Annotated in this window: 13 protein-coding genes and 1 pseudogene; 2 read left to right on the top strand and 12 right to left on the bottom strand. The window is 47.9% G+C overall.

Annotated features, from left to right (window positions below):
• Positions 1–171: 171 nt before the first annotated feature.
• From putA to KV201_RS17185, 4 genes and pseudogenes are all read right to left on the bottom strand, one after another.
• A pseudogene (putA, locus tag KV201_RS17200) lies at positions 172–3,367 on the bottom strand (bifunctional proline dehydrogenase/L-glutamate gamma-semialdehyde dehydrogenase PutA).
• A 257-nt stretch (positions 3,368–3,624) separates the two neighbouring features.
• Entirely contained in the window at positions 3,625–4,173 is a 549-nt protein-coding gene (locus KV201_RS17195) for a TIGR04211 family SH3 domain-containing protein (RefSeq protein ID WP_226060047.1), read from the bottom strand.
• 227 nt (positions 4,174–4,400) lie between these two features.
• Complete coding sequence (locus KV201_RS17190) at positions 4,401–5,690, bottom strand: inorganic phosphate transporter (RefSeq protein WP_006082932.1); 1,290 nt, start codon at positions 5,688–5,690, stop codon at positions 4,401–4,403.
• A gap of 25 nt (positions 5,691–5,715) precedes the next feature.
• Positions 5,716–6,396: a TIGR00153 family protein gene (locus tag KV201_RS17185; protein ID WP_006082931.1), complete on the bottom strand. Its 681-nt coding sequence runs from the start codon at positions 6,394–6,396 to the stop codon at positions 5,716–5,718.
• A 231-nt stretch (positions 6,397–6,627) separates the two neighbouring features.
• On the opposite strand from KV201_RS17185, the gene KV201_RS17180 reads away from it, so the two are divergent.
• Positions 6,628–8,124, top strand: coding sequence for an inorganic triphosphatase (locus KV201_RS17180; RefSeq protein WP_226060046.1), 1,497 nt, complete (start codon positions 6,628–6,630; stop codon positions 8,122–8,124).
• A gap of 145 nt (positions 8,125–8,269) precedes the next feature.
• Here the strand turns inward: KV201_RS17180 and KV201_RS17175 are convergent, their stop codons facing one another.
• The 8 genes from KV201_RS17175 to KV201_RS17140 form a co-directional block, all read right to left on the bottom strand.
• Entirely contained in the window at positions 8,270–9,094 is an 825-nt protein-coding gene (locus KV201_RS17175; protein ID WP_126491239.1) for an ion transporter, read from the bottom strand.
• Between the two features lie 155 nt (positions 9,095–9,249).
• A complete protein-coding gene (locus KV201_RS17170) occupies positions 9,250–9,579 on the bottom strand; it encodes a hypothetical protein (RefSeq protein WP_006082928.1) in 330 nt (109 codons plus the stop codon).
• Positions 9,580–9,680: 101 nt separating this feature from the next.
• A complete protein-coding gene (locus KV201_RS17165; protein ID WP_006082927.1) occupies positions 9,681–10,334 on the bottom strand; it encodes a hypothetical protein in 654 nt (217 codons plus the stop codon).
• Positions 10,335–10,496: 162 nt separating this feature from the next.
• Positions 10,497–11,186, bottom strand: a complete 690-nt coding sequence (locus tag KV201_RS17160; protein ID WP_006082926.1) for a PspA/IM30 family protein — start codon at positions 11,184–11,186, stop codon at positions 10,497–10,499.
• Positions 11,187–11,197: 11 nt separating this feature from the next.
• Positions 11,198–11,611 (bottom strand): YjfI family protein, encoded by a 414-nt coding sequence (locus KV201_RS17155; RefSeq protein WP_006082925.1) that lies wholly within the window; start codon positions 11,609–11,611, stop codon positions 11,198–11,200.
• Positions 11,612–11,689: 78 nt separating this feature from the next.
• Positions 11,690–13,414, bottom strand: coding sequence for a polyamine aminopropyltransferase (locus KV201_RS17150; protein ID WP_226060019.1), 1,725 nt, complete (start codon positions 13,412–13,414; stop codon positions 11,690–11,692).
• 4 nt (positions 13,415–13,418) lie between these two features.
• Positions 13,419–14,318: a DUF350 domain-containing protein gene (locus KV201_RS17145; RefSeq protein WP_012586899.1), complete on the bottom strand. Its 900-nt coding sequence runs from the start codon at positions 14,316–14,318 to the stop codon at positions 13,419–13,421.
• A gap of 13 nt (positions 14,319–14,331) precedes the next feature.
• Positions 14,332–15,306 (bottom strand): hypothetical protein, encoded by a 975-nt coding sequence (locus tag KV201_RS17140; RefSeq protein ID WP_226060018.1) that lies wholly within the window; start codon positions 15,304–15,306, stop codon positions 14,332–14,334.
• A gap of 238 nt (positions 15,307–15,544) precedes the next feature.
• On the opposite strand from KV201_RS17140, the gene glnE reads away from it, so the two are divergent.
• Entirely contained in the window at positions 15,545–18,400 is a 2,856-nt protein-coding gene (glnE, locus tag KV201_RS17135) for a bifunctional [glutamate--ammonia ligase]-adenylyl-L-tyrosine phosphorylase/[glutamate--ammonia-ligase] adenylyltransferase (RefSeq protein WP_226060017.1), read from the top strand.
• The last annotated feature ends 8 nt before the right edge of the window (positions 18,401–18,408 follow it).

Here is an 18,408-nt window from a genome sequence, read left to right as displayed (position 1 = left end):
ATGTCATAATGAACAAGGTTAGTTTGATGCAAGGCTAAGTGAGCTCTTGCAATACACCCAAGTGTCGTTTCACATCCCAATAAAAAAGCCAGACTCAGTCTGGCTTTTTTGTTGTTTAGTTATCGCGACCCAAGATGCATCGCGGTAATCTAAAACGAGGGTTTAGTATGCTTATTCTTCGCCATCACCCAAAGACAGTAACGTCGCGTTACCACCGATGGCGGTGATGTTGTTAGTGCGAGTCTTTTCAGTCACAAAACGGGTTAAGTAGTGTGGGCCACCGGCTTTAGGGCCAGTGCCTGACAGGCCTTGACCGCCGAAAGGCTGTACACCCACCACTGCGCCGATTTGGTTACGGTTGATATACACGTTACCCACGTTCACTTTATCTGCAACTTCAAGGGCATGGCCTTCGTTACGGCTGTGGATACCTAAGGTTAAGCCAAAGCCTGTGCTGTTGATCTCGTTGATCACTTGGCTTAGCTCGGCTGCTTTGTAGCGAATAATGTGCAGGATTGGGCCAAAGTGTTCTTTCTCAAGCACTTTAATCGAATCGATTTCAACCGCCGTTGGCGAAACGAAGTGACCGTTTTCAGTGCCAGCAGGCAACGGCATTTGCTTGATAAGCTTGCCGACTTGCTTGATATGGTCGATGTGCGCATCTAAGTTGGCTTTGGCGGTTGCGTCAATCACTGGGCCTACGTCAGTTTTCACTGAGCTTGGGTTGCCAATCACTAACTCATCCATCGCGCCTTGCAGCACTTCGATCACGCGATCGGCGATGTCTTCTTGGAGGAAGAGTACGCGCAATGCTGAACAGCGTTGACCTGCGCTAGTGAATGACGATGAAACCACATCGTTAACCACTTGCTCAGGTTGTGAGGTTGAGTCCACTACCATGGCATTTTGACCGCCAGTTTCGGCGATTAAAGGAATAATCGCGCCATCACGGTTGGCTAGTGTACGGTTAATCAGTTTTGCTGTGCCAGTTGAACCGGTAAAGCATACGCCGCCGATACGTTCATCGGCCGTAATTGCGCTACCCACAGTCGCACCCGTACCCGGTAGGAATTGCAGAACCTCGACAGGAATACCCGCTTGGTGAGCAAGTTGCACTGCACGGTAACCAATAATTGAGGTTTGCTCCGCAGGTTTCGCGATAACTGTGTTACCCGCCGCTAATGCCGCAGACACTTGGCCGAGGAAGATGGCCAATGGGAAGTTCCATGGGCTAATACACACGAATACGCCGCGGCCTTGGAGGAAAAGTTCGTTCAGCTCTCCTGTTGGGCCAGGAAGCAGTTCAGGCTTTGCCATCATCTTCTTAGCTTGAACTGCGTAGTAACGACAGAAATCAACGGCTTCACGTACTTCGTCGATACCGTCTTGAATGCTCTTGCCCGCTTCACGGGTACACAAGGCGATCAATTCTTCGCGGTTTTCTTCTAATAAGTCAGCGAGTTTTTGTAGCGCAGAGGCACGGGTTTCAACCGGCGTACGTGCCCATGAGGCAAACGCCGCTTCAGCAGACGCAAGTGCTTGTTCTATGGCCGCATCATCGGCAAAGGCTACTTGACCCACTGTTTGGGTGGTGTCGTATGGGCTGACTATGGTTTTGTGCTCACCGGTTAAGGTTTTGCCGTTAACCAGAGGGCCTGCTTGCCATTGGGTATTTTTAAACTGTTCTATTGCCGCGAAAAATGGCTCAGATTCGGAAATGATGTTCATATTGAGTCCCTTGGAATTTTTGCGATCACTACCGAAAATATCGGCAGGTAAAACGATTCTATTGTTAGCCAGGGTTTTATAGCCCGTCAGCGTTTTTTAGCGGATGCACCACTAATGAGTCGATTGGGGTTTTAGGATCAACGAGCTTGTGGACGAACGAAGTGTTGGCCCCGTTTTCCAGCAGACGACGCACTAAGTAGGGCAGTAGATCCTTATGGGCACCTATGGGCGCATAAATACGTACCGATTTGGCGCCAGCTTCCGACAAAATCGTGTCGTACAGCTCTTGTCCCATGCCGTGTAAGCGTTGGAACTCATGGTGACGATCGCCCGCCATATCTGAAATCGCCGCAACGGTTTGCGCATTGTGGCTAGCAAACTGTGGGTAGATAGCGCCGCGAGTCGCATCCGATAACAAGTAGCGGGCGCAGGCGAGGTAAGAAACGTCAGTACCGGCTTTGCGAGTGTAAAGTGGGTAAGCGGCTTCGCCAGCTTGTTGGGCCCATTTCAGTTCGCTATCCCAATAGGCGCCTTTTACCAGACGTAAGGGGATTTCATCTCCTTGCTCTTTCGCAAGGCGAGTTAACCAAACCAGTACGGGTAGGGCACGCTTAGAGTAAGCTTGAACCACAATACCGAGTAATCCCCAGCCTTTTGCCGCTTCTGAATTAAACAGTTTTTGGAACAGTTTCAGTGACAACTCGAGGCGATCGACTTCTTCAGCATCGATAGAAATACCGATATTTAAGCCGCGAGCCAGTGTAATAAGGCGGATAACTGTGTCGTACAGTTCAGTTAAAACGCGGTCTTCATTGGCCACTTCGTAACGTGGGTGCAATGCCGATAGCTTGATTGAGATCGTTGGGCGCGGTGATTCATTTTCGTTATAGCTTTGAGCACCGAGCTCAGTGATCGCATTGGCGTAATCGGTATAGTATTTTTCAGCATCTTTGCGAGTTAACGCCGCTTCGCCCAGCATATCGTATGAATGGGTATAGCCTAACTTACGCTTGTCTTCACTGTTCTTCAGGGCTTCTTTCATGTTGCGGCCCAGCACAAACTGCTTACCCATGATCTTCATCGCGGCCATCATGGCTTGGCGGATCACTGGCTCGCCGAGACGATTAACTAAGCGGCTGAGTAAGTTACTTGGGGTGCCATCGATTTTTTTATCGAGTTTAACAATCTTACCCGTGAGCATAAGGCCCCAGGTCGATGCGTTAACGAGCACAGAATCACTCTTACTCATGTGCTCATCCCACTTAGCGCCTGAAAGCTTGTCTTCAATCAGTGCATCGGCAGTGGCCGCATCAGGAATACGCAGCAGCGCTTCGGCTAAACACATCAGGATAATGCCTTCCTGTGTTTCTAAGCTGTACTGTTGCAGGAAGGCATCTATGCCAACCATCAGACCTTTTTTATCGAATTGACGAACCTTGTTAACCAGTTTGTGGGCACGACGAGTGACGCGCTCTATGGCTTCATCACTTGAGGGAACTAGTTGGATCAACTCTGACAAGTATTGTTCTTCATCGACAATGTAGTTGTCGCTGATCGCTTTGAACAGTTCGTCGAGATTGGCAGAATCGTAGCGGCCTGCCAGCACTTCACTCGCTTTGAACATAGTTATCGCTTCCATCTTGGCCGTTATTGGGGCGCTATTGTTGAAACAAATTGGGAGGCGCCAAACGCATTTGATATTTTGTATACAATATGAAGGTTTGCGCGCGCCGATTATACAACCAAAATGTGACGGACAACACTATAGCGTGAAAGATTGTGAAGCTTGTTTGATTGGCTTGTTAATAAGTAGATGTAACGCTTGATTGACAAAAAAGCCAGTGTTTGAAAACACTGGCTTTTGGAAGGTAAATTAAGACTTTTTGTGTGTCAGACTCACATCCAACGTTTTTTACTGCGACGTTGTGGTCTGGGTAAATACACTAAAATAATGCCAAGGATTAAACCTAAACCTGCGATTAATCCACCTTGACGCCAAAGCTCAAAACGCTCGTCTTGGGCGGTGCGATCTACAGCATTCTTCAGTTGATCACGCTCTTGAGTGGTTTTGGCTAGGTTTGTTTCTAACTCGCTTAGCTTAGCCTTCAGTTCGGCAACTTCGTCGGCGTGGTTATCCGTTGAACTTAATACTTCCGCTAGCTTAGCTTTAGCTTGTGCAAGCTCAGAGGTTAACGCTGGCACTTGTTCACGGAAACTCTGAGTCGAGCTGATTAAGTTAGTTTGTACCCAACCTTCACGGCCTTTATGGTCGATGATTTTAGAGTAATCACCTTGGGTTTCGTTGAGCAGTGTCACAGGTTGACCGGCTTCAATCGAGCCAAGAATTCGAAACTCAGTACCAGGGCCACCTAAAAGATAAAGAAACACGTTATCCGAGATGTAACGGGATTGGCCTTCGGCCAGCAGGTTGGAAGACAGTAACATCATTCCTACCAGAGTCAGGAGTCTAAACACTTTTGTATTCTCATCAACGAAATAGTCTGCACATGCTAGGGATTTGAGGCCTGTAATGCAAGAGGGAAGTCATAGACTTCCCTCAACTTTACTGCATCCATGCTATGACCATTCCCTTTTCACTCAATCTTTCCTATGACCTTCTAGTCCTAGGTGCTAATGCTACTTAACTTCAGCAACTTATTTAGCGAAACTTCTTAATTAAAGATACCTTTAATCATGTAGAAGAAGATGATTGATAGGCCTGCGCCGGCAGGTAGGGTCACAACCCAAGACACAACGATATTACGCACTACACCGATGTTAATCGCTGCGATACCACGGGCCATACCCACACCTAATACCGCACCGACTAAGGTTTGTGTGGTAGAGATAGGTAAGCCTGTGCCCGATGCGATAACCACTGTCGAAGCCGCTGCTAATTCAGCCGCAAAACCACGACTTGGCGTCAGGTGAGTGATGTTTTTACCGATGGTTTGCATAACGCGCTGACCAAAAATCGCCAGACCCATCACAATACCTACGGCACCTAAAGGTAAAATCCACCAGACTAATGGTGATTTTGATGCAATTTCACCGCCGCTGTTAACGACAGAAACAACCGCTGCTAAAGGACCAATCGCGTTGGCAACGTCGTTTGAACCATGGGCGAAAGCCATACAACAGGCTGTCAGTACCATCAGGATCGCAAACACTTTTTCAACGTTTTTGAACTGAGTTTGACGGTCAGTTTTGTCGCTCATTTTTAAACGTGAAATCGCCACTTTACCCACTAGACCAACCACAACCGCGATTGCGCCCGCTAACATATAAGCTTCAGCGCCGCTTAAGTGAATACCCACGTGGGATAAGCCCTTAAGGATGGTCACTAAAGACATCATAAAGCCAGCAAATGCCATGTAGAAAGGCACATAACGCTTAGCATTACTCAATGGGTCATCAGTGTTGAAGATAAGCTTCTGTACGCTTTGGAATATGATAAATGCCATAAAGCCTGAGATTGCAGGGGTAATCACCCAAGAACCTACGATACCGCCCACTTTACCCCATTCAACCGAATCAGTGCCTACACCAACAGCCGCGAAACCAATAATGGCGCCGACAATAGAGTGTGTAGTCGATACTGGCCAACCTAAAGCAGACGCGACGACTAACCAAATACCTGCCGCTAATAGCGAACCTATCATGCCGTAAACCAGCAATTCAGGTGTATTAGTGAAGTAACTGGGGTCAATAATCCCATTACGGATTGTACTGGTGACTTCGCCACCCGCTAAAAACGCGCCCGCAAACTCAAAGATCATCGCGATAATAATCGCTTGTTTGATCGTAATTGCGTTTGAACCTACAGAGGTTCCCATCGCATTGGCAACGTCATTCGCGCCAATACCCCATGCCATGAGAAAACCAAATGCAGCCGCAACGGCAATAAGCCACGGGCCATTGGTGACTAAGACGTTAGCCACCTCAATACCTGCATCAACCATATTGATACCTTGATAACCTTATTTGTTAAACGCGAGCCAGCATAAGCTCAAGACGTGAACCGACGCGTTCGGCGAGATCTGCAAGACCACCGACCCACTCAATCGTTTTGTATAGGAACATCACATCGACAGGATTCAATTCAGATTCCATGGCGAATAACTGACGGCGTAACTGAATTTGTAGATCGTCAGTATCTTCTTCGATGATATCGAGTTCGTTGATCATTTTTGCCACTAAGTCGACTTCACGACCACGGAAACCTGTTTCTAACAGATCTTCGAGTTCATTAATGACTTGCTTTGCTAGTGCTACCGCATCAATACAGCGTTGTAGATAAGCAATAAAAGGGACTTGCATGACCTGAGGGATTAACAGCTGACGGCCGATAACACGACCAGAAATATCTTTTGCTTTGTTGGCAATCTTGTCTTGTTGAGTTAAAAGTTCCAATAAATCTGTACGTTCTACTGGCATAAACAAACCGCTTGGCAGAGTAAGGCGAATTTCACGCTTTAGTGAATCTGCTTGCTTCTCGGCTAAACTAATTTGCTTACGTAATTGAACCGCACTGTCCCAGTTACCTGTGATAGTGGCTTCGAAAAAGGCGACGAGTAACGATGCACAATCGTGTACTTTGTCCATGTGCTCTTGAAGAGGCTTAATTGGCGATTTTGCAAACACGCCCAAAATAGAGTTTACTGGCATTGCCGTTTACCTATTTAGATTGTTCCATTATTGGAAAAAGCGGGCGCATGTTAACCTATGCGTCCGCGTATTGAAACTGTGTTTTTTCAGAAAAAACGACAGGTTTATTCTAACGGGTTATATACCAACTGCAAAACCAAATCCTACGGGATTTTTATGACACATTTGTGACATTATGAACTAAAGATGACGCATCAATGAATGTTTGATGACAAAATGAGCGGTAACGCAATGAATGCTGAGATTGAATTAAAACTGTTTTTCCTGCCGATATATCAAGAATCCCTGATAAATAAGTTAGATAGTCTCGATAATGCCGTACCTCAAGGTAAACGTCGTTTGGCGAATGGTTACTTCGACACCCCTGACTTACAACTGCGTCAGTGGGACATGGGGTTGCGGGTGCGCGGTTACGATGGGCACAGAGAGCAGACCATAAAAACCGCAGGGCAAGTCGTGGGTGGGATTCATTCGCGGCCCGAATATAACGTGACTATCCAAGCTGATAGCCCAGATTTAAGTCTATTCCCAGCCAGTATTTGGCCAGCCGATGCCGATTTAGCGGCCACTCAAGCCCAGTTGACCTGTATATTTCACACCGATTTTTATCGCCGCGCTTGGCATGTCCAAATTGATAATAGCGTGGTCGAAGTGGCGTTGGACATAGGTGAAATCACCGCCAATGGTCAGCAAGAAGCCCTGTGCGAGTTAGAGTTTGAACTCCTCAGTGGCGATACTGAAGCGCTACTTAAACTGGCAATGCAAGTGGCTAGTGTGGTGCCCGTGCGTTTAGGCAAAGCCAGTAAGGCGCAGCGCGGCTATCGATTGGCGGGTAAAGCTAAGCCGCTCGATTTAACCGCGTTAGAATTTCTGCCTCTTGCTGAACCCCACGATTCTTCTACACAGGATTTAACCGCAAACTGCCAAATCTTGCTTGAAACCGCGCTTGAGCGTTGGCAATTATTAGAAAGCATGATTGCAGAGGAAAGCAAACCCGAAGCTTGTGTGGCGCTGTGGTGGCGGATGCGCGCCTGTATTCGTTTACTGCGGATGACCTTAAGTCAGTTCGAATTATTGAATGTGACACTGTCGAGTCAATTCATGTCGATTGAAAAACAGCTCGATTTTATCGAGCAAGCACAGGCGCTAACCGCCTTGCTTGGGAGCCAAAGGGGCTTATTCGCAAAACTTGGCCAACATGCCCAAGTTAAAGCGCGGCTCATGGCGCAGCTGAGTGAAATGAATCTAACAGAACGTTTACTCTCCTTGTGGCAGCAAACTGAATATGGACAATTACAGCTGGCGATTGTCGAGATTTTGCTTAAGGTCAGTGCCGGTGAAGTGGATATCAGCAATCAGCCTAGCTTACGCCAGCATGCTGACCGCGCCCAGCAAGCCTCTTGGATGGCGATCGTTGAGGTAATGCCACTCAATACTGTCATGACTACCGCAAATTACCTGCAAGTGGCTGCAGTGCTTGATGAGAGCATCTTAGTCGGTCACGCCTATGGCAGTTTATATGAGGCAAAATCACGGGATGCATTTCGCGCACCTTGGCAAGATCTGGTACTCGGGATTAAAACCTTAGCTTGTTACCGCGCGGTGCAGGATGCGAGCCGAGAGTTGGATATCGATTTAAATGAATGGCTGGAAGATAAACAGCAGAGTTTGTTATTTGCCATGGAGTCGACGCGTCGTAATGCGATGCAGCAACAGGTCTATTGGTAGGGTTATGTTTATAACTTTGAACTGCTCCTAAGTCTATTGACTGGCGCAGCACTGATTCTAGCTCGGCACTGAAAAACACTAAGGGCTCAATCCAATATGGAATGAGCCCTTTCTTTTGTAGATTGTTAGCCCATTATTCGCTAAATCAGCTATTTTTTGTTTCGATAACCTGTTTAAGCTCTGCAATTTTGGCGAGCATTTGCGCTTGGTTCTGTTCCATTTTCTGCTGGTTTTCTTCCATTCTCGCTAAGGCTAATTCAAGCTCTGATTTGATTTCGGCTTTATGGGCCTCTTGACGTTCCTGACGCTCAGTTTCATCGGGCGCGACAAATACCGACGCCATATAACCTGAGATCACCCCGAAAAAACTCACGCCGCTGACAATCACAATACCGCCTATGATATGGCCAGCTGTCGTCACCGGATAATAATCGCCGTAACCGACAGTCGAGATAGTGACTAACGCCCACCAAATCGCTTGTTCTGCGGTTTGGATATTAGCGCCTTCGGTGCCGCTTTCGACGATCAAAATGATCACTGAGGCTAAGGTCAGAATCGTCACCATGGCGACGAGCAAACTGGCTAAGGTGGCTTGTTTACGTTGTTTGATCAGCGGCAGCAGCAGTGAACGACTCATACGGATCAGGCGTATTACCCGCAGTATTTGGAACAGCCGCGCCATGCGCAGGGCTTCAATTGCCGGAATACTGGCAATAAAATCAATCCAATGGTGCCGAATGAAAAAGCGCTTATCGCGAGCACGGACCAACCCAATAAAGAAGTTGATCATGAAAATCATACAAATGCTGGTATCGACGAAAAAGAGTAAGCGGTAGGTTTCGCTATCGAGGCGACCGAAGGTCATAACGAGCACTATGATCACCGACAGCAAGGATAACAGCATCATCGCCATTTCGAATGGAGAAGGGGTGCCAAGGGTGCGAAGTGACCATGGGGTTTTATCTGTCATGCCAAACATGATCCCTGTTAAGTGCGGCGAATATCTCAACTAAAGTAAAAGACTTTAGGCTATGAGTAAATTGTCTTAGTCAATAAAAGGGCTATTTGTCGATTAATCACGCCAGCCATTCACATAAAGGGCTGGCGCGTGAAGTGATTGCGGCGTTAGGTTTCATCCACAAAGTGAACTAAATCGTCGAGTACACGGCGTTTAATTTCTAGCTGCGAATCGGCGCTTAACCCATATTTTTCTGCCAGTTGCACATAATCATCGGCATTGAGTGACACGGTAAGGCGCGGACGCGATGGCCGCTTCGATACGCTCAAGCCCAAAATAGTGCGAATTTGATCCGAAGGGCTCACGCCTGCATCTAACGCGGCTTTACGAATTGAGTATTGAAATTTTTCATCGAGATCGAAAGCCACTTGCGTTGCTTTTGCGGCTTGTTGGTTCTTCAACCATTGCTCGGGGAGAGGGTGTTTGGTTTTACTCATGGCGTATTACCTATTGCTATCAACCGTTTCTAGCGCTTATCTGTGAGATTGTATTGGGATTATCGATAAAGTGCGAGCACGCACTTTATCTTATTTTCGGGTTATTTCGCTGGCCAGTAATCTCGAATATCCGTCAGTGGACGATATAGGGTCAAGACAACATCTGTGTCGCCACCTTCGTAGACTTCCACTTCGACGGCGCAGCTTTCATCGTCATCGAGCAGTAAATAATACTCGAAGGGCTCACCCGTGGCGCCATTGGCGTCTTGTGGTGGTTTTTGACCGCGGTAATCCTGACGATGGAAATAGCCAAAAGCGGCAAACGTTACTTGGTGATATTGCTTTCCAAGCCATTGTTCCAGTTGTTCCGCTAAGTCGGCCGGTAATATTTGAGTGGTTAACTCGGCATGGCCCGGTTCATCGAACAGGGCGCTGAACTGCTCAAGATCGAATAACTGTTCCACTTGGGCGCGGGAAATCTTAATCGAAAAGGCGAGATAGGTTTCGTCGTCTTCTTCGATACTTAAAAAGAGTGTGTCGCTGCCATGACCTTTGAGTAACCATTCGGTTTGCTGTTTACGTTCAGACTCGTAGGTATGTACGGCTTCGACCCTCAATTGTTGACCACGAAGTTGTGGCGGCAGGGCAAAACTGTCATCAATTGAGATCATGTCGCCCACATTGAGCTGGGATGGGTGATTGAGCTCGCGCTGTGGCGCTGCTTTCTTACCAAAAATACTATTGAAAAATCCCATAGTGACTCCTGCTGACTATGCTCGCGTGCGGCTTCAAATCGATTGGCTGCGGATCGTAACGGGCAATAGTGGTCAATTATTTTATGCGGATGAAACAAAAAAATGCCGAGGTCAGTAGGGGGTGATGATCCCACTGAGACTCGGCATTCGGTCAATCATTGCTTAGCTTTTACGTGCTTTGATTCGGTCTAGCACAGCATTTGCATTCGACTTTTGTTCACCAATACCGGCTTCGGCTAGCTTAGATTGCAGTGACTTGTCACTGTTTTCATCGGCTAAGGTTTCTGCCGCTTTGAGACGGTCGTCAAACTGTTGCTGACGAGCCTTGATGCGCTCGAGTGAATCTTTAGCGTTCAGCAGCTTAGAGTTGCTAGACGCGAACGAATCAGTAATGGTTGCCGTGGCTTTTTGCACGCTTTCAGTGGTTTTAACCATGCTCAGCTGACGTTGATAATCAGACAGTTGGCGCTCGGTTTTCTTCACTAAGTCTTTCAAACGTGCAGCATGGGCGCTAAAGCTATCGTTGGCGCTTTGTTGCTCAGACAGCTCTTGATCTAACTCGGCAATCTTCTCTGCAATTTCAATTGCTAAGGCTTCATTACCTTTGTCCAATGCTTGAGTCGCATAACCTTCGTGTTCGGCAATCGAACGTTTCAGGCGGTCGATTTCACGGCTGGCTTGCATTTCTTTCGCCATAACATCGGTCAGTTCACGTTTAGCATTGGTTAAATGCTTTTCTGCGTCACGGATTTCCTGTTCGAAAATACGGGTTGAGTTTGCGTCAACGATGCCTTGACCCACTTCGGTAGCACCACCACGAAACGCTGTTAAAATTTTATTCAGAATGCCCATTTTGTGGCTCCTTATTTCAGATAATCGACCATTTCATCGATAACTTCTAAACAGTTATCGGATAAAACTGATAATTCTTGCTCGATTTCGAGCATGCTAGATTGTAGTGATAGCGCACCGTAAACTACGTATTTGTCATCAATTTTTGCAAAGGATGACAGAGGCATTGGAATGTTGAGCTCTAGCATGGTTTCAAACATTTCACTGCGACGATCTTGGTTTACTTCGTTCTCGCCCCACAGGTAGCTGATGCAGAGCACTTGGTTGTCCGTCACCGATACAAATACCGGGATTTCTTCACGGCCAACCACATTCACTTGCAACACTTCGACTTCACCATCGATTGGATAACAATCAAATTGAAAGCCAGTTTGGCTGGTGTTGCCAAGACTGTTGAGGTGATTGGCAATGGTATGGATATTCATATTTGTCCTTATTGACATATTATGTCTGTGTTCAAAGATAGCACTGAGACATAATATGTCAAGCACTATCTCATCCTATTAAAAAAGATTCAGTCCCTGATTCTCGGACCAATCTTGTAAATGGTAGTGATACAGCTGCAACGAACCCAATTCATTGGGTTTTATTTTGGCGGCATCTTGATAAAAATTTGCTGGAAACTCAAAGGCGCCATCCACTAAACCTAAGGTGAGCCAGTCATCTTTGATGGGCAGCTCAGTTAACTTAGCTAATCTGTGTTGTGCATCGAGTCCGCCTGCGGTGGCTATACTCCAGCCCCATTCGCCAAAACTGGGCACATTATGGTGGTACTGTTTGACGTCAAATCCTGCCAATGCCAAGGTTTTTGCTACCGAAATAAAGGCCTTAGGGGCATGGTAAGGCGATGTTGACTGTACAGTCAGAGCGCCATCACTGCTCATAAGTTCCTTTAATTTACGGTAGAAATAATCCGAATACAGCTTATTAAGATCGGGATGGCTCGGATCGGGCAAGTCCACGATAATCGCATCGTATTTCACGCCTGTGGCAATCAGCTTATCGACGCCATTAAATGCATCGTCGTTGATCACAGTAACACGGGGATCGTTTAGCGCATTGCCGTTGAGCGTCAACATAGCGCGGCTCAAACGCTCGGGCATATCTGTATCGGGCGACTTAAACAATTGCACTAGGCCGACATCGAGATCGAGCAGCGTCACTTGCTCAGGCTCCCAGCGCAGCACTTGCTTAAGACCGAGTCCATCGCCACCGCCAATGATCAACACCTTGTTATGACGGGCACTGGCTGCAAGTGTGGGATGCACGAGAAACGCATGGTAAATGTGTTCGTCTATGCTAGAAAACTGTAAGCGACCATTGATGTATAACGCATAAACGGGCGGCAGACCGTTACCGCGTAGTCGCTCGGTGAAGGTCAACTGTTGGAAGCGTGTCGCCTTGGCGTAAACCACTTTGTCTTTATAGAGCAAATTATTAAATTCTTGTTCCCAGCGTGGTCCGTGGATGGCTAACACGAGTAAAATGCCAGTCACGATAAAATGCCCAGTTAAAAGCAGTTTAGGGCGGCGGATTTTAGGCCAGAAGCGCCAGATAAACACAAAACCCGCCAACAGGTTAAAACTGGCGGTTAAGGCAGCGGCAAGTTGGATATCGATGGCGAGCATAAAGCCCACCCAAATGGCGGCACCTATGCCTGCGCCTATGTAATCGGCGCCGTAAATTGTCCCCGCGTTGTGCAGTAAATGTTCGTCAGAGAGGGATTGGCGCACCCTGGCGATCAGTGGGATTTCCATACCAATCATCAGGCCCAGTAACACGCCCCACACATAGGGTAAGTATTCGCTAAGTTTTTGCAGCAAGCCTATCATGCCGCCTTCAGGCAGTTGATCTGGCGGTAAACCTAAGGTGTTGGCAATTATCAAGGGCAGTTGTTGGCCGAAACCAATCACCGCCGCTGTGATTAAAATGGCGAGTGAGCCACAGAGTGCGACTGTGAGTTCTAAGATCACAAAACCGGTAAAGGCATCACGGATCTTACGGGCGGCGAAGGCACCTAACCCCATGGAGACTATCATCAAGCCAATCATGGTGTAGATGGCGGCTTCTAATGCGCCTAAAATGCGCCCCGCATAGTGGGATAAAAGATATTCGTAAATCAGGCCGCAGCCTGCTAATACGGCCATGATGCCCAATAATAGGACATCGTCGAACCAACCTAGGCGGCTAGGTTTAGCCGCCGAGGGGGTTAAGCTGGTTTCTTGCATTCGATTAGGCCATCAGTGCCGTGAGGATAAGTGCGATAGCGATACTGATCGCCATTTCAACGGCGGCGATGCCGATATTGTGTTGTCTTTCTACTTCATCGGCTAAATCGATACGGGCTAATACCAGTTTCTTCACCACGAACAGCAGTAAGGAAAGCGCGATCAGCATGATGACTGAGAACACTAACCAACCGATCACGTTAGTCACATAAGCCGTTGGATTGAATATAATAAAGTGGCTGGCAGCGTTAAAGCTCAGCGCCATTGCGATCATATAACCCGCATGACGCAGTGCTAATGCCGTATGACCTTGTACTAAGGCTTGCTGCATTGACGAGTCTTGATTGCGGCTCGCAAAACGGTTTTCACGCCAGCGCGTCAGTAGCACTAACATTAACTGTGAAATCGCAAAGGCACTGAAGATAGCGATAAAGGTATCTATGGTTAAGTCTTCTGCCCATAACAACACGGCACGGATAATAATCGCAGTGGCGATAGCGGCGCTGGCATCGACAATCGCGACAGACACATTGCCTTTGATGATTTGCTCGTTCTTATCGAGCTCGTTTAAGGCAATCTTATCGTGGAGGAAACGACCCAATTTTATCAGCACTAAGCCGAATAAACCGTAGGCGCTCATGCCAATGGCTTCATTAAGATAAGAGTGCGCAGCAGCACCAGTGATAGCGCCCGTTAGCACTATACCCAATGCGGCAACGGCGCCCGCGGTACTGATACCGAAGGCAAAGTTATCACGCTCCGCCAGTTCTTTACTGCTGTTAACCTTTACGCTCCAACCTTGCAAATAACGCATTAGCGTTAGCAAAATCACGGCTATGGTGAGATCGATAGCCAGAATGATGGCTAGCTCTGGTGTGATACCGAAATCCTGAAATAGTGTCATTGGAAATCCTTAGTTACTTGCCCCGGCGCACACTGCGGGTCGTGCGATTACTGGAATTACGGAAACTGCTGTCTTTAGCATAGTTAGAGCGGAACTTACTACTCGAACTCTTGCTTGCGCTCGTGGTGTTGCTGGCCTTTGGCGTGCTGGTGCTTTCACGGGATAACGCCGTGCCACCGGTACGCGGTTTGGCATAAGGGCTGTTGAAGCGCTTACCTTGGGAATCGAAACGTTTTTTCGTTTGTTCGAAGGTCTTATTTTGCGCATCCGCTTGTTTGGGTGAGGTATAGCGATAACGACCTACGTCATTGTAATAGCTATAACCCCGGTTACCCGACCAACGATCGTAGGAAACTGGGCGATTGAAGACATTCGAAAACATCGAATACATGCCATACCAAGCCCAAAACGACGTGCCGCTCGAGTCGGTTTGCCAGTTACCGTAAGACGGATTACCAACTAGCTGACTGCCTGGACCAAAATCTTCGCCGCCATTGGCTAATGTTGCTGCCTCACGGCTAATCGCATTCACGCGGGCCAGTTTGCCGTCGGACATATCGGCGACCACGTTGACAGGATCTGACAACATATCGTTAAACAGACTGGGATCTGCGGCTTGATAAAGATTTTCCGCTTCGGCCAGCTGTTGATCGAGATCGGCAAAGTTACTCGCCACTTTCGACTCATCTAATCGACGTTTCAGCGAGGTATACATGGGACCTTGGGTGCCAGAATCCTTTGCTAATTCATCAAGTAATGGGGCTAAATCAGGTTTCTGCTGCTTTAACAGTGTGGTGTATTGTTTTAAGAGGTTAGCGTTACGCAACTGCCCGTCATCGATCATCGTCGTGAGCGTAGCGAGACGTTGCTGCGTGAGTTGTTGATACTTCGCGATTTTATCCGGTCTCTCATCGCCACATCCCGTCAGCGATAGCATAACGGCTAAAAAGAGGATCGATGTGAGAACACGGGTTAGCATTCCTGCCATGTTTTCTCCAAATGGTAATGAAATAAAACTCAAATACTCGCAGGCAATAATAATCTGCTTGCCCAATATGCCTGCTGCGCAGGTTATAGTACCCTTAAATGCCACAGATAAAAGGGAATACCTTTATTTGTGTGCTACATCAGGTAGCTGCAAGTCTCGTCGAACATAACATGATGTGGCGTCAATCTATATCATTTACGACATAATATGTCGATAGCTAAATTTGTTAGGGATTATTATGACCATGCAAAAAGACAGTAATAAGTCATTGTCTATTCTCGTTAATCAAACCGCTGAGCACAACTGGCTGCGGTTAGAGGAAGTATGGTCCGAAGGACTCGCGCAATTAACACCTGCCCAGCAGCAAGAACTCAAAACGGTTCTAGGGCTCAGTGATTACGTGGCGGCCCAGTTATGCCGACATCCCGAGTGGATTAACAGGCTGTTTGCCGGCGAGTTAAGCCTGATTGAGCGTAAAAACTTCGATCTTGAGTTACACGAAGTGCTGAGCAGCGCCACAACTGAAGAGATGGCAAAAGCCAGCTTGCGACGGTTTCGTAACTATCAAATGGTGCGCTTAGCCTGGCGTGACTTTTTAGACTATGCCAGTTTAGAGGAATCTCTGCTCGATCTGTCGGCGCTTGCCGAAGCGTTAGTGATTTGCGCCCGCGACTGGCTCTATAAAGATATGTGCGCCCAATACGGCACGCCGATGGATAAAGAAGGTAATGCACAGCCATTGCTGATTTTAGGCATGGGCAAGTTAGGCGGCCGCGAGCTCAATTTCTCCTCTGATATCGACTTGATTTTCACCTTCCCTGAACATGGTGAAACCGTCGGCGGTCGTCGCAGTTTAGACAATCAACAATTTTTTATCCGCATGGGACAAAGGCTAGTGAACTTGCTCGACCAAGTTACCGTCGATGGTTTCGTGTTCCGCGTGGATATGCGTTTGCGCCCCTACGGAGAAAGTGGGCCGCTGGTGGTGAGTTTTAGTGGCCTTGAGGATTATTACCAAGAACAGGGCCGAGATTGGGAACGCTATGCCATGGTCAAGGCGCGTGCGCTCGGACCTTGGAGCCATTTCTCCGATGAATTACACAGCCTGCTCAGACCCTTTGTGTATCGCCGCTATATCGACTTTTCAGCGATTGAATCCCTGCGAAAAATGAAGCAACTCATCGCCCAAGAAGTGCGACGTCGTCATTTGACCGACAATATTAAACTCGGCGCGGGCGGTATTCGTGAGGTCGAGTTCGTGGTGCAGAGTTTCCAATTAATTCGTGGCGGCCGCGAGCCTGCACTGCGCCAGCAGAGTTTATTCGGTGCTATCGATACGCTCTACAGCTTAGGGCAATTTGAGTATTTGGCGGTCGATGAGCTTAAACACAGCTATTTACTGCTGCGCCGAGTGGAGAATTTACTGCAAGGCATAGACGATAAACAAACCCAAACCTTGCCGAATAATCCGCTAGATTGGGCGCGATTGTGTCATGTGCTCGATATGGCCAACGAGGTCGATTTACGTACCCATATTGAAGCGGCGATGAGCAAAATTCATCGTCATTTTAAAGCGACTGTGGGTGGTGAAGAAGGCGAAGAAAAAGCCGAACACTGGACGGCGCAGCTGTGGCATGTGCAAGATGCTGATGATGCCGTCGCGCTATTGGCCGAACAGCAAATCGACGATGACAAGCTGTGCCCTATGCTCAGCAGCTGGCGTGAGACTGTCACTAAGCGTTCTATTGGTCCACGCGGGCGCGAAACCTTAGATAAATTAATGCCAAGATTATTGGAAGAGTTGATTAATCAACAGAGTCCATCGGCTGCCTTTGAGCCCGTGTCTAAGGTGCTGGAGCAGATTTTAACTCGTACCACTTACCTTGAGCTTTTATGTGAAAACCCTGGCGCGCGGCAACAGTTAGTGAGCCTGTGCTGCGCCAGTCCTTGGATTGCCGCGCAGTTAGCTAAATTTCCCATGCTGCTCGATGAGCTTATCGATCCCTCGCAGCTTTATGACACGACCTCCATCGATGATTATCCTAGCGAGCTGCGTCAGTACATGTTGCGGGTGCCCGAGGATGATATGGAGCAGCAGATGGAAGCGCTGCGACAATTTAAGCTGTCACAACAACTTAAAATCGCCGCCGCCGATGTCACTGGGGTTTTACCCGTGATGCAAGTGAGCGATCACTTAACCTTTTTAGCCGAAGCCATCATAGAACAAGTGGTGATGCAGGCGTGGCAACAGGTTTCAGTGCGTCACGGTGTGCCCGCTCACCTTGAGGGCAGTGACACTGGCTTTGCCGTTGTCGGTTATGGCAAGCTCGGTGGGATCGAATTAGGTTACGGCTCAGATCTCGATTTAGTTTTCCTGTGTGAAAATAAAGCAGATAACAGCCGGACCAATGGTGAACGCCCGATTGAAGTCGGCCATTTCTACCTCAAACTCGCCCAGCGTATTCTGCATTTGTTCTCTACTCGTACCACTTCGGGTGAGTTGTATGAAGTGGATATGCGCCTGCGTCCTTCCGGCGCCTCGGGTTTGATGGTCAGTGAGATTGAACGCTTTGGCGAATACCAAGCTAACGAGGCGTGGACGTGGGAACATCAAGCCTTAGTGCGCTCGCGTTTTGTTTTCGGCGACAATAGTTTAGCGGTCAAATTTAGCCGAATTCGCGCCTCGGTATTGGAAAAACCACGGGATAAAACTGAGCTGCAAAAAGCAGTACGTGAGATGCGTCAGAAGATGCGTGATCACTTGCTCAAAGCCAGCGATGGCATGTTTGATCTAAAACAGAGTCCCGGCGGTATTGCAGATATCGAGTTTATCGCCCAGTACTTAGTGCTGGCTAATGCCTATGAGTATCCTGAGCTGACGATTTGGTCTGACAATGTGCGGATTTTTGGTGTGTTGGCTGAGCTTGAACTCTTACCTATGATGAGTGCCCAGCATTTAACCCAAACCTATTGCTTACTCAGGGATGAAAATCATCGCCTGACTCTGCAACAAAAGGCGGGGCAGTTACCTGTGTTAGAGGTTGAGGAACATGCCGAGCGAGTGCTCAATATCTATCGCGCTGTGCTGGAATAGTACAGTCA

This window comes from Shewanella sp. SR1, assembly GCF_020447145.1.
Classification (GTDB): domain Bacteria; phylum Pseudomonadota; class Gammaproteobacteria; order Enterobacterales; family Shewanellaceae; genus Shewanella; species Shewanella baltica.
The sequence above is the reverse complement of the archived record's forward strand: the minus strand, read 5'-3'. Positions and strand labels throughout refer to the sequence as shown.